Origin of the sequence: Nocardiopsis chromatogenes YIM 90109 (assembly GCF_000341185.1) — a bacterium.
GTDB classification, from domain to species: Bacteria; Actinomycetota; Actinomycetes; order Streptosporangiales; family Streptosporangiaceae; genus Nocardiopsis_A; species Nocardiopsis_A chromatogenes.
In genome coordinates, this window is sequence record NZ_ANBH01000013.1 from 1 (window position 1) to 12,471 (window position 12,471).

Genomic DNA, 12,471 nt, shown 5'->3' on the forward strand with positions numbered 1-12,471 from the left:
GGGCGGTCGGGGCGTGTGGGCCCCGGGGGCGGGCTCCTCGGAGGGCCTCCGGCGGGCGGCCGCCTGCGGCCGTGTCCGCCGCTCGGGCCCCCGCGCGGCGGGCGCCGGAACGGTCCGGGAGGCCCCGCCCCGGTCCGCGCCGCGGGCCGGCTCGGGGTGCGGGCGGCGCCGGTGGGGCGCCGCCGCGCGGTCCGGTCCGCCGTGAACGGACCGGAGAGCCGCCGCGTCGCGGGTCGAGCGGTGTCCCTGCCCTCGGGGCGGCCGGTGGACCGTGCCGTGCGGCCCGGTTGCAGGCCCGGAAGCCGCGCGGCGCCGTCGGCGCGCGCAGGCGCGCGGCGCCGTCGGCGCGCGCAGGCGCGCGGGCGCCGGTCCCCCCCTCAGGGCAGGCCGGGCCATCGCCGGTGCAGCGGTTCCCTGGGCGGGGTCATCGGCGGTCCCTCAGGGCGGGGTGGGCCCCGGCGGTGACCAGGTCGGCGACGGCGGTCCGCGGGTGGCGGCCGGTCACCAGGCTCTCGCCGACGAGCACCGCGTCGGCGCCGGCACCGGCGTAGGCGAGCAGGTCGTGCGGTCCGCGCACGCCGGACTCGGCGATCTTGATGCGGTCGTCGGGGATGGCGGGGGCGACGCGGGCGAAGGTGTCCCGGTCGACCTTGAGGGTGGTCAGGTCGCGGGCGTTGACGCCGATGACGGTGGCGCCGGCCTCCAGGGCCCGCTCCGCCTCCTTCTCGGTGTGCACCTCGACCAGGGGGGTCAGGCCGAGCGACTCGGCGCGCTCGACCAGCGAGACCAGGGCATCCTGCTCCAGGGCGGCGACGATGAGCAGCACCGCGTCGGCGCCGTGCACCAGCGCCTCCCACAGCTGGTAGGCGCTGACGACGAAGTCCTTGCGCAGCAGCGGGGTGGGCACGGCGGCGCGCACCGCGGCCAGGTCCTCCAGGCTGCCGCTGAACCGGCGGCGCTCGGTGAGCACGCTGATCACGCACGCCCCGCCGTCGGCGTAGTCCTTGGCCAGCGCGGACGGGTCGGCGATGGCCGAAAGGGCGCCCTTGGACGGGCTGGAGCGCTTGACCTCGGCGATCACCTGCACCCCGGGCCGGCGCAGGGCGGCGACCACGTCCTGTGGCCGGGGGACGGCGGCGGCCATCTCCTTGAGGCGTTCCAGCGGCGTCTGCGCCTGCCGTGCGGCGAGGTCGTCGCGCACCCCGTCGAGGATCTCGTCGAGCACGCTCACGTGGGCCTGCCCCCTCCAGATAGCTGTGGTGTGGCGTCCGCCGCCGCGGTGGACGCCGGTGGCGTCGGGGCACACGGCGGGAAGGCTCATCGTCCGCGCCCCGGTGTCGTCCGATCGTATCCGTCCCGCGACGGCGGGGGGTCACCGCCCCGCGGATCGGGGCGGGGCCCCGCCGCCGGGCTCAGCCCCAGATGGGGGCGGGGGCGGGCACCCCGCCGGGGGCCAGGAACAGGCCGAGGGGAGTGTTGCGCACGACGGTGTACACGAGGACGACGGCCAGCAGCACGAGGGCCGCGGCGGGGCGCAGGCCCTTGCCGGGCGGCGCCTCGGGGCGGAAGGACCGGTAGAGCCAGCGGCCGTACCCGTAGGCGAGGTAGGGGATGAACGCCAGCAGGAGGACGTTCATCTGGGCGGCGCCGACGATGTCGAGGTTGGTCAGCGCGTGCACGGCGCGTGTGGCGCCGCAGCCGGGGCACCAGGTGCCGGTCACGGTCAGCCAGGGGCAGGTGGGGTAGTTGCCGGGCTGGTTGGGGTCGATGGCGTGGACCACCAGGAGCCCGGCGGTGCCCGCGGCGCCCAGCAGCAGGGGCCAGGTGGCGGGGTGCACGCGCCCGGCGAGGGCACGGAGGCGGCCTGCGGGGCGCGGTGCGGCGGTCGGGGTCTCCACGGGGCCGAGTGTAGACGGTGCCGCTCCCCGGCGGCGACGAAGGAGGGCGGCCTTCGCCGCAGCGCTGACGATCACACGGAGTGCGTGCGGTTACCGGGAAGGGCGGCGACGGAGTGGGCAGGGCGGTTCCCCGGCCCCACCTGCCGGGCGCGTGGTTTCTCGCGGTCCGGGCGAGCGTCTCTCCCGGGACGCCTACGGGTCACGCCACCGGTTCTGGAGGACCGGCCCTGTCCCGGAACGGCGCCGCTCCGCGCGGTGCGGCGCCGTCGGCGGATGCGGGGCGGCCGGGGCGACGCGGACCGTGTACCCGGTCGGCGGCGCACCGGCCGGTCGGTAGCCGTTCAGGGCCGTCGTCCAGGCTCTCGTTCAGCTCCTCCATCTGCTGGTCGAAGTCCTCGTCACCGGTGTCGTAGTCGTCGTAACCCGAGTCGGTACCGCCCTCCACGCCTCCGGAGGTGGCGGTGCCCTAGAACACGATGATCCCCAGGTTCATGAGGATGGTCAGCGCGATGCCGAGCACCATAGTGATGACGACGGCGACGAAGGACCACTTCTTGAATCTCTCCGCCCTGTAATAGGCGTCGTAGGCGCCTTGGTGGTCCCCTACCCGCCAGGAGGAGCCGACCCTTAGGCCGAAGATGAGGGCGGGAATGCCCAGCGGCGGGAAGACGATCAGCGCGAGGATGAGGTCGGGCATGCCGATCTTCGGCGGCCGGTCCTGGGGCACGTCGGGGGGCGGGCCGCCGGACGGAGGAGGGTGCGAGGGGCCAGGGGGTGGATAGCTCATCACAACCTGCTTCTCTGTACCTGTGACGCCAACGTGTGAGGGGCCACGGCGGCGCACCGTCGCGCGCGGGTGTGCAGGGGGGGGAGCCGACGGTCTCAGGGCCGGGGACGCCCGCTTTTCGCCGCAGATCGCTAGGCATTGTGCCAGACGGACAGCGCACAGGGTGCCCTTCCCGCAGCCGCGGCAACAGGCCCCGGCCGGCCGTCGCGCCGCCGACCGGCTACCGGGATGCCGGGGAGGACACGCCTGATCCGGATGCGCGGCAGGGGGGCCGCCCCACGGCCCATGGCCGAATGCGGCCTCGGCCCGGAGGCGAGCCCGCACCGAGCCCTCCCCCGCATGCTCAAGGCCGTCCTGCGTGGTGGAAGCGACACCTGATCAGCGATTATGTGTGCTTCCACCATGCAGGACGGCCCCGGAGCGGTTGCGGAACCCGGAAGGCGGGTTTCGGCCGCGCCACTCCCGGCCCAGTATCCGATTCACCCTGGTTCTCCGGCCGCAGGGACCCCTCCCGCGCCCTATCCGACACCCGGGGCGGGCCCGAGGGCGGTGCGAACGTGCGTTCGTCGCGACCCACGAACCCGATCCGCCCCCGAAGGCCCCTTATCGACACACCCAGGCCGTCTACCAGGCCCGACGTCACCCCGTGTAGCCGATATCGGTCCCGTGCGAGCCCTTATCGCCCGGCGGGCGCGCACGGGAGACCGTGCACCCACCCCCGCACCCGACCGGAGCGCTCCGAACGGGCATGAACCGGGCATTCCCATCCGAGAACCTGTTCCGGATTCGCCGTCTTCCCCGCCGCGGGGTCGCCGGAGGCGTCGCTGGGCACGCATCCCACCCCCTCCCACACCTAACGCAGAGTATCCACCCAGGTCACAGGACTGCCGGGTGTCATGGCGCGGGCATGGTCGACGCCCCGGGCGACGAAGACCGCGAACCCTGGGGCCGCGCCGCCTGCCCGGACCGCGAGGGGCCCACCGGACGGCAGCCAAAGCCGGGGAACCGCCCCGCTGTCGCCGTCGCCGGTAAGAACAGCGACTATCCGAAGGCCCGGTGGCCGACCGCGCTGCAGGAAGGGCCGCCGACCTTCCTCGTCGCTGCCCTTGCCACCCGACACTCCGCCGACCTGCCGTCCGGCCGGAGCCCGAGGCGCGGGACCCACCGCTCCGCCCGCCCCTACTCCCCCGGCCCGAGGCGGGCGAAGGCGCCACGGCCCTCCGCTCCTCCCCCGGACACGACCGCGGCCCGCTCCGGGTGGTGGTGCACCACGGGGAGCGGGCCGTGCCGGTCTCGTTCGGGGCCTGCGTCAGCCCGGCCGTGCGGCCGGTCCGGGCGGCCCCAGCCGGTCCGTGGGCCCTGGGGAGGGCCCTCCGACCGGGGGTAGGGCGGTGGCTACTTGGCGCCCGCGGTGGCGGGCTCCTTGTCGTCGTCGCCGCCCTTCTCGTCCGCCTTCTCGGCCTTGCCCGCCTTCTCGGCGGACTTTCCGGAGGCCTTGGCGTCCTTGGCGCGCTCGGACTCCCACTGCTCGCGCGTCGGCGGCACCGGGCGCGGCTCGTTGCGGCCCAGCCCGGCCTTCTTCATGACCCCGGCGACGACCGCCAGCACGACACTGGCGCCCAGACCGACCGCGGTCCAGACGATGATGTCCCCGCCGAGGATGATGGCGGCGCCGGCCACGGTCCACGCCGCGATCCAGGAGATGGTGAGGAACCACGCGGCGACGGTGTTGCCGTGGTCCTCGTGCTCCTCGTGGTGTGCGTCGGCCATCAGGGCTCCTTCTGTGCTGCCGGTGCGCCCGCCTGTCGGGCGCGGTCGCGGTCGGAATCGTCGTTGTCGGGGGCGCCGCCGGCGTCCTCGGCGGACGCGCCGCCCTGGGCCGGGTCGGCGGTGGGGTCCTCTCCGTGGTCCAGCGACTTCCACAGGTCGGCGGGGTCGACCGGGCCGTTCCGGGAGGTCGCGGCGGAGGCGCCGTGGCGATCGTACCTGCTGCCCATGGCGGGCCAGGCAGGCCCCCGCCACGCGGCGGCGGCCCCGGCGGCCAGCAGGACGGCCCCGCCGAACGCGGCCAGGGCCGGCCACCCCCACTCCACGTGCAGGCCGCCCAGCTCGCCCCGGGCGGTGGTGGCCTGGAGCGCGGCGGCGGCCAGGGCGGACCCGCGGGTGCCCGTCCACACCCCCGCCAGGGCCCCGGCCCCGAAGAGGACCATCAGGACGCCCGCGGCGGTGCGCGCACGGCCGCGGGTGGCGATCAGGGCGGCGACCGCGGCGAGCCCGGCCCAGCCCATGGCCGCCACGGCCGGGGCGGCGGTGGCGCCGTCCACCTGGACGGGGGCGGCGGCCAGCGGGCCGGTCACCTCGACGTCGCCGCTGGCCCAGGTCTGCCCGGCGGCGGTGATCAGGGCCGCGGCGCCGACCGCGGTGGCGGCCAGGGCGGAGGTGTACTCGCGCTTGGCGCGTGCCCGGTCCGGGCCGGTCTGCGGGCCGGTCACGACCCGTCCTCCACCGCCACCGGCAGGGCACCGGCGTCGAAGCAGGTGCGGTCGCCGGTGTGGCAGGCGGCGCCGGTCTGGTCCACCTTGAGCAGCAGCGTGTCCCCGTCGCAGTCGAGGGCGGCCGAGACGACCCGCTGCACGTTTCCGGAGGTGGCGCCCTTGACCCAGTACTCGCCGCGGCTGCGCGACCAGTAGGTGGCGCTGCGGGTGGTCAGGGTGCGGTGCAGGGCCTCGTCGTCCATCCACGCGAGCATGAGCACCTCGCCGGTGTCGTGCTGCTGCACGACGGCCGGGACGAGGCCGTCGGGGGTGCGCTTGAGGCGGGCGGCGACCTCGGGGGCGAGCCCGCTGGCGGGCGCGCCTGCCGGGCCGCCCTCGGATGGGCGGGCGGTCATGGTGACAGCCTATGTGCGGGTCGGCGCCGTCCGCGGCCGGGTCGGCCTTAGGGCGTGTTGTGTTGATCATGCTCTTCCGTGTGCGGTCCGGGTCCGGCTTTCGCCGCGCCCTCACCGGCCGTCCGCACATGTCGGCCGGACCGGTCGCATGGGCCGGAGTGCGGCTGCCGGCCGACCGGGCCAGCGCCACCGCCACCGCTGCGGACCAGGGAGGGGGCAGCCCCACGGTCCACTCCCTGACCAGCGCTCCGAGACCGGCGCCCCGAAGGCGTCGGCCGCAGTGGCGTCACTTTCGGCAGGCGGACGCGGGCCGCCCGCCCAAGGGCGGTCCGCCGGTCACGCCTGTGAAGCCGCGCCGGGCTCGCAGGCCCCGCAACCGCCGGTGGCGGGCACGATCCCGAACCGCGCACCCCGCCCTCCCCGTCCGCGCGGTGGGAACGGCCATGCTGCGGGCCGACGGCGGGCGGCGAGTATCGTCGGGGGCGTTCGCAAGACCCGAGAAGGAGCCGTGTGACCGCGCAGTTGCTCTCCGCCGACCTCGCGGGCGTGCCCGCGGCGCTCAACGCGCTCGCCGACCGCCTGGCCCGCAAGGACCCTTACGAGGCGTTGCCCGCGCTGGTGGACGACGAGCCCGCGGGGATCCTGATGCTGGGCACGGGCTCGGCGCGGCACGCGTGCGAGGCGGCGGCGCACCGGCTGCGGCGGGCGGGGCTGGGTGCGACGGCCGAGCACCCCTCGGCCGAGGGGTCGCTTCCGGCGGGCCCGGCGACGCTGGTGGTGGCGGTCGCGGTCGGCGGCGGACTCCGGGAGCTGTGCACGGCGCTGGACCGGTACGTGGGGGACTCGGCGATCATCGTGATCACCGACGACACGACCTCCCCGGCGGCCCGCTACGCCGACATCCTGGTGCCGCTGGGCGACGAGCCGGACAAGAGCGGCCTGAACTGCCGGGGCCACCGGCTGGCGCTGGCGCAGCTGCTGCACCTGGGGCACCGGTTGGGGGCGCGGCCGCTGGGCCGCTCGGCGGACCTGGTGCCGACCCTGCGGCGGGCCTCCAATGCCTCGGCGGACCTGCTGGAGCGGGCGCGCGCGTGGGTGCCGGAGGCGGCGGCCGCGCTGGAGGGCGGGGGGCCGGTGCATACGGCGGCCCCGGCCGAGCGGGAGGCGTCGGCCGAGCAGGCGAGCCTGGTGCTGCGGCAGGGGCCGGTGCTGGCGTCGTTCGCGTTCGAGACGGCGGAGTGGTCGCACACGGGCCGGTACCTGGCGGCGGTGAGCGACTACCGGGCGCTGCTGTTCGCCGGGTCGCACTACGACGAGCGGTTCTCCGAGCACCTGTTGCAGCTGCGGGGCCGGTTCGTGGCGGTGGGCGGCCAGGTGGAGGGCGCGGCGGCGACCGTGCGGTACCTGGGCGACACCGACCCGGACGTGGCGCTGCTGACCGAGCCGCTGGTCGCCGAGATCCTCGCGGCCCGCTGGTGGGCGGCCCGGGGGGTGTGACGGCGGAGGGCCCGGCCGCCCGGGTTCCGCCCCGATGCCGCACGGGTACCGGCCCGACACCGCCTCGATGACATCCGCTGGAGCGGTGTGGCCTCCGGAGTCCTGACCGGCGCCTCACCCCACGGCCATGGCCTCCGCCCTGGCCCGGCGGGACGCAGCCTCCACCCCTCCGGCCGACACGGTTGGCGAGGTCGGCGAATCCGGCAGGGTGTTCAGCCGGGGCGCAGGCGAGCGAGACGGCAGGTCCGGTTATTGGTCGGCGCTGTTCCGGTGGGCCGTGCATCCGCACGGGCCGATGTCATCGCGGCAGCGGCGGTCACGGGGACACGGCGACACGACAGCCACCCGGTCCCGCCGCACTCCGCCCCGCCGTCCCGCTGGGACGGCACCGGCAACACCACCCCGCCGAATCCGCCGACAGTGTCCTCCGGGGGGACGTAACCCGCAGCCCCGCCCCCGCCGGCTCCGCCTGAGCCCGGCTCCGCCCCGTCCGGCGCCTCAGGCCGAACTGCGCACCCAGGAGGCGTACAGGTCGGCGTAGACCCCCTCCTCTGCGGCGAGGCTCTTGTGCGGTCCGCGCTGGACGACCTCGCCCGCGTCGAACACCAGGACCTCGTCGGCGGCCTCCGCGGTCGACATCCGGTGGGCGATGGCCACCGACGTGCGCCCGTCGGTGATGCGGTCCAGCGCCCGCTGGATGCGGGTCTCGGTGTGCGGGTCGACCGCCGAGGTCGCCTCGTCCAGCACCAGCAGGTCGGGGTCGGCGATGAAGGCCCGCACCAGCGCCACGAGCTGGCGCTCCCCCGCCGACAGGGACTCGCCGCGCTGCCCCACCGGGGTGTCCAGGCCGTGCGCCAGGCCCGCCAGCCAGTCGCCCAGGCCCAGGTCGGCCACGGCCCGCTCCAGGTCGGCATCGGTGGCCTCGGGCCGGGCGAAGCGGATGTTGTCGGCCAGGGTGCCGTCGAACAGGAACCCCTCCTGGGGCACCATCACCACCCGGCTGCGCAGCGAGGAGAAGGCGACCTCCCGCAGGTCGGCGCCGTCCAGCAGCACCCGCCCGTCGGAGGGGTCCATCAGGCGGGTGAGGAGCTTGACGAAGGTGGTCTTGCCCGACCCGGTCTCGCCCACCACGGCCACCCGGGTGCCGGGGGCGATCTCCAGGTCCACCCCGTCGAGCACGGTGGGGCCGCCCGGGTAGGCGTAGGAGACCCGGTCGAAGCGGACCCCGACCGGGCCGCGGGGGAGCTCCCGGCCGCCGTCGCCCGGGTCGGCGACGTCGGGCTCGGTGTCGAGCACGCCCAGCACGCGGCGCCACCCGGCGATGGCGTTCTGCGCCTCGTTGAAGATCTCGGTGGCCATCATCATCGGCTGCACGAACAGGGTGACCAGGAACAGGAAGGCGACGAGCTGGCCGGGGGTGAGGTGGCCGCCCACGCCCAGCAGCACGCCGGTGACGACCACGGCGGCGTTGCCGACGGCGGCGACGAGCTCGGCGAACGGCGACACCGACATGGACAGCCGCTGCGCCCGCACCTGCGCCTTGCGGGTGGCCAGGACGCGCTCGTCGATGCGGCGGGCGGTGCGGTCCTCGGTGCCGTGGGCGCGGATGACGGCGGCGCCGACCACGGTCTCCCCGATGACGCCGAGCATCTCGCCGGTGCGTTCGCGCACCGACAGGTAGGCCTTGGACAGCAGCCGCTGCAGCCACCGGGCGCCGAACAGCAGCGGCAGGAAGCACACCCACACCACCAGGGTGAGCTGCCAGGAGTAGACGGCCATCAGCACGGTGGCCACCAGCAGCTGGCCGGAGCTGACGATGAGCAGGATGCCGCCCCACTGCATGAAGGTGCTGATCTGGTCGACGTCGGAGGTGACGCGGGAGACCAGGGCGCCCTTGCGTTCGCTGTTCTGGGTGAGCACCGACAGGTCGTGCACGTGCCGGAAGGCCTTGCGGCGCAGGGTGGCCAGGCCCGACTCGGTGGCCCGGTACAGGCGCACGTTCATCACGTAGGAGCACACGGTGGTGACGGCCAGCACGGCGGTGCTCACGGCGACCGCGAGGACCGTGAAGTCGACGTCGGGGCCGCCCTCCACCGCGATGCCGTTGTCGATGGTCTGCTGGACGGCCAGCGGCACCACGATCTTCCCGGCGGTGGCCACGAGGGCGAACAGCACGGTCCAGCCCAGGCCGCGGGTGAACTCCGGGGAGAGGGCCAGGCCCCGGCCGATGGTGGCGAAGGCGCCGAGGCTGGAGCGGCTCAGCCCCGGGGCGGCGGCCTCGGGGCCCGGGCCCGGCTCCCGCTCTTCGGCCGAGCGGTCGCGGGTGGCGGCGGGCGCGCTCATCGGAGGGCCTCCTCTTCGGCGGCGGGGCCGCCCTCGGCGGACTGGTCGGGGGCGCCTGCGGCGGCCGCCCGTTCGGCGGCGGCGCGCTCCTCGGCCGCCCGCTCGTAGGCGGTGACCAGGCGCTCGTAGCCGGGCGAGCGGAGCAGCAGGTCGGCGTGTGGGCCCCGGTCGGCCACGGTGCCGCCCTCCATGTAGACGACCTCGTCGGCGAGTTCGATGGTGGCCCTGCGGTAGGCGACGACGACCACGGTGGCGGCCAGGTCGGTCTCCCGGAGCCCGGCCAGGATCTGCGCCTCCACCTGGGGGTCGACGGCGGAGGTGGCGTCGTCCAGGACGAGCAGGCGGGGGCGGCGCACCACGGCGCGGGCCAGGGCCAGGCGCTGGCGCTGGCCGCCGGAGAGGCTGGCGCCGCGCTCGCCCAGGCGGGTGTCGAGGCCGTCGGGCAGGGCGGCGACGAAGGAGTCGGCGCGGGCCAGGCGCAGCGCGGCCCACACGTCGGCGTCGGTGGCGCCGGTGTCCAGGGCCACGTTGTCGCGGACGGTGTCCTCGAAGACGAAGGTGGACTGGGGGACGAGGGCGGCCGCGGCGGGGATCTGGCCGGGGGCCAGGTCGCGCACGTCGGTGCCGTCGTAGGCGACGGTGCCGGTGTCGGGGTCGACCAGCCGCAGCAGCAGGGTGGTCAGGGTGGACTTGCCCGATCCGGTGGGGCCGACGACGGCGACGGTGCGGCCGGGGGCGATGTCCAGGTCGACGCCGTGCAGCACGGTGGTGCGCCCCTCCCGGCCGCCGTCCGCGGCGGCGGCCCCGGCCGCACCGTCACCGTCGCCGTCGTCGGCCAGGTCGCGGTCGGCGCCGCCGTCCTCGTAGGAGAAGTCCAGGCCGCGCACGTTCACCCCGATGCCGCCGCGGCCGTCGAGGCGGGCCCGGCCGTGCTCCATGGCGCCGTCGGCGCCGAGCACGGTGGACACGCGGTCCCAGCCGACGACGCTGCGCGGCATGTCGCCGAGCAGCCAGCCGAAGGACCGGATGGGCAGTGCCAGCAGGGTGAACAGGTAGGACATCTGCACCAGGTCGCCGACGGCGATGGCGTCGGTGGACAGCCGCCAGGCGCCGACCAGCAGCACGCCGAGCACGCCGAGGTTGGGCAGGGCCTCCATGACGGGGTCGAACAGGCCGCGCATGCGGCCCACCCGGATCTGGGCGTCGCGCAGCCGGTGGGCGGCGGCGGTGAAGCGCTCGGTCTCGGTGTCCTCCCGGCCCAGGGTCTTGACGACCAGGGCGCCGTCGAAGGACTCGTGGGCGACCTCGCTGACCTCGGCGCGCAGGGCCTGGGCGCGGGTGGCCACGGGGGCGGCCTTGCGCTGGAAGACCACGTTGACGGCGAAGAGCAGCGGGAAGACGACGAATCCGACCAGGGCCAGCACGGGGTCGGTGAACACCATCGCCACGGCGGCGATGAGCAGCATGAACAGGCTGCCGACGACCATGGGCAGGGGGGCGAGGGGCTGCCAGGCGGCCTCGACGTCGGCGTTGGCGTTGGACAGCAGCTGCCCGGCGGGGTGGCGGTGGTGCCATGCCAGGGGCAGGCGCAGGTACTTCCGGGCGACCTGGCGCCGGTAGCGGGCCTGCATGCGGAACTGCATGAGCCCGGCGTACAGGCGGCGCAGGCCCAGGCCGACGGCCTTCAGGACGCCGACGGCCAGCAGTGCGGCCGCGGCCGCGGTCAGGGCTCCGGCGGTGGTGCGCCCGTCCTGGAAGGCGGGCAGGATGACCTGGTCGGTGACGCGGCCGAGGACTTCGGCGGAGGCGACGGTGACGGCGGCGTGCAGGGAGGCGCCGAAGACCGCGACGAGGAAGACGGCGGGTTCGGTGCGCATCGCCACCCACAGCACCCGCAGGCCGCGGGCGAAGATCCGCCGATCGCGGCTTCCGGAGGCGCCGCGGCTCCCGCCCGCCCCGTCGCCGTTCGCGGTTGACTGCGCCATGCGGCCCCCTGTTCGTCCACGGTGTTCGGTGGCTCTCGGTCGCGTCGCGCCGGTGGGCGCCCGCAAAAAGCACATGCCATCCGATCAAGGGACGGCATGTGCCGGACCAACCTACTGCGCGGCGAGCCACCGAGAGTATCGATTTTGTTCAGCGCCCCCCGGATGCCGCCTATTCCACCCGGTGGCGGTGACAAGGACGCGCAGGGCCGCCGGGCTGCGGGCGAGCGGAGGGTCATCTTGGTCGAGGGCGACGGGACGGCAGGTACCTCACTCACGGGTCCCGGCCGGGTGGCGGGTCGGCGGAGCGCCTGGTTGGGAGGGGCGACGACGGTCGGCGGCCCGGCCTGTAGCGCTGTCGGCCGCCGGGCGTGCGCGTGGTCGCCGTGAGGGGCGGCGACGGAGCGAGCTGGGAGGTTCCCCGGCCCTGCTTGCTAGGCGGCGGGCCGCCGGGATGTGAGGGGGAGGGCGGCGACGACTAAGGCGGCGCCTCTTGCGGTGCCGCTGTCGGGCGGCAGGCGTGCGGATGGTCGCTGTCGTTGGCGGCGGCGCGGCCGGTGCCCCACTCACAGCCCTGGCCGGGTGCCGGGTTGGCGGGGCACGGGCGGAAGGCGGCGACGACGAAGGTCGGCGGCCCTTCCGGCAGCGCTGTCGGGTTTGGGGTGTGCGGATGGTCGCTGTTCTTGGCGGCGACGGAGCAAGCGGGGCGGTTGCCCGGCCCTGCCTGCCGGGCGGCGGGTTCCTCGCGGTCCGGGGCGGGCGGCGCGGTCCCGGGGTTCACGCTCTTCGACACCCGGGGCGGACCCCTGGCCCGCACCGCACCACCCGGCACGCCCCTGACCTGGGCGGATACTCCGCGTTAGGTGCGGGCGGGGCCGGGAAACGCGCCCAACGACGTCCCCGGCGGCCTCGGGACGACGAAGAGCGCGATTCCAGAACAGGTTCTGGGAACGGAATGCCCCATTTGTGTCCGATTGGGGCATTCGGTTCGGGTGCGGGGGCAGGCGCGGGGCCGTCCGGGCGCCTCAGCCGGGCTCCCGAGGCCCGCGCGGGGCCGATATCGGCTACACGCGG

At 75.7% G+C, this 12,471-nt stretch carries 10 protein-coding genes; 1 reads left to right on the forward strand and 9 read right to left on the reverse strand.

Annotation, left to right across the window (positions count from 1 at the left end; all coding sequences use genetic code 11):
* Window positions 1-424: 424 nt before the first annotated feature.
* The 7 genes from trpC to hisI form a co-directional block, all read right to left on the reverse strand.
* Window positions 425-1,231, reverse strand: coding sequence for an indole-3-glycerol phosphate synthase TrpC (trpC, locus tag D476_RS0101195; RefSeq protein ID WP_017622158.1), 807 nt, complete (start codon window positions 1,229-1,231; stop codon window positions 425-427).
* A gap of 181 nt (window positions 1,232-1,412) precedes the next feature.
* On the reverse strand, window positions 1,413-1,898 hold the full coding sequence (locus D476_RS0101200) for a DUF2752 domain-containing protein (protein ID WP_017622159.1): 486 nt from the start codon (window positions 1,896-1,898) through the stop codon (window positions 1,413-1,415).
* A 199-nt stretch (window positions 1,899-2,097) separates the two neighbouring features.
* On the reverse strand, window positions 2,098-2,343 hold the full coding sequence (locus tag D476_RS0101205; protein WP_017622160.1) for a hypothetical protein: 246 nt from the start codon (window positions 2,341-2,343) through the stop codon (window positions 2,098-2,100).
* Between the two features lie 21 nt (window positions 2,344-2,364).
* Complete coding sequence (locus D476_RS31745) at window positions 2,365-2,685, reverse strand: CD225/dispanin family protein (RefSeq protein ID WP_152529187.1); 321 nt, start codon at window positions 2,683-2,685, stop codon at window positions 2,365-2,367.
* A gap of 1,395 nt (window positions 2,686-4,080) precedes the next feature.
* The gene (locus D476_RS0101215) at window positions 4,081-4,455 is read right to left on the reverse strand and encodes an HGxxPAAW family protein (protein WP_017622162.1); all 375 of its coding nucleotides are present in this window, start codon (window positions 4,453-4,455) and stop codon (window positions 4,081-4,083) included.
* Window positions 4,455-5,177 carry a Trp biosynthesis-associated membrane protein gene (locus D476_RS0101220; protein WP_017622163.1) on the reverse strand — a complete coding sequence of 241 codons (723 nt, stop codon included), beginning with the start codon at window positions 5,175-5,177 and terminating at the stop codon, window positions 4,455-4,457. The genes D476_RS0101215 and D476_RS0101220 overlap by 1 nt, the downstream gene beginning before the upstream one ends.
* Window positions 5,174-5,575, reverse strand: a complete 402-nt coding sequence (hisI, locus tag D476_RS0101225; RefSeq protein WP_017622164.1) for a phosphoribosyl-AMP cyclohydrolase — start codon at window positions 5,573-5,575, stop codon at window positions 5,174-5,176. Before hisI ends, D476_RS0101220 begins: the two co-directional genes overlap by 4 nt.
* A 510-nt stretch (window positions 5,576-6,085) precedes the next feature.
* Between hisI and D476_RS0101230 the strand changes: the two genes are divergently transcribed.
* A complete protein-coding gene (locus D476_RS0101230) occupies window positions 6,086-7,072 on the forward strand; it encodes an SIS domain-containing protein (RefSeq protein ID WP_017622165.1) in 987 nt (328 codons plus the stop codon).
* Between the two features lie 498 nt (window positions 7,073-7,570).
* Here the strand turns inward: D476_RS0101230 and D476_RS0101235 are convergent, their stop codons facing one another.
* Both D476_RS0101235 and D476_RS0101240 read right to left on the reverse strand, forming a co-directional pair.
* The gene (locus tag D476_RS0101235) at window positions 7,571-9,415 is read right to left on the reverse strand and encodes an ABC transporter ATP-binding protein (protein ID WP_017622166.1); all 1,845 of its coding nucleotides are present in this window, start codon (window positions 9,413-9,415) and stop codon (window positions 7,571-7,573) included.
* A complete protein-coding gene (locus D476_RS0101240) occupies window positions 9,412-11,400 on the reverse strand; it encodes an ABC transporter ATP-binding protein (protein ID WP_017622167.1) in 1,989 nt (662 codons plus the stop codon). The genes D476_RS0101235 and D476_RS0101240 overlap by 4 nt, the downstream gene beginning before the upstream one ends.
* Between the last annotated feature and the right edge of the window lie 1,071 nt (window positions 11,401-12,471).

Coding starts and splice junctions, on each gene's coding strand:
- D476_RS0101240 (WP_017622167.1), bottom strand. CDS start 11,400: ATGGCGCAGTCAACCGCGAACGGCGACGGGGCGGGCGGGAGCCGCGGC.
- D476_RS0101235 (WP_017622166.1), bottom strand. CDS start 9,415: ATGAGCGCGCCCGCCGCCACCCGCGACCGCTCGGCCGAAGAGCGGGAG.
- D476_RS31745 (WP_152529187.1), bottom strand. CDS start 2,685: ATGAGCTATCCACCCCCTGGCCCCTCGCACCCTCCTCCGTCCGGCGGC.
- D476_RS0101215 (WP_017622162.1), bottom strand. CDS start 4,455: ATGGCCGACGCACACCACGAGGAGCACGAGGACCACGGCAACACCGTC.
- hisI (WP_017622164.1), bottom strand. CDS start 5,575: ATGACCGCCCGCCCATCCGAGGGCGGCCCGGCAGGCGCGCCCGCCAGC.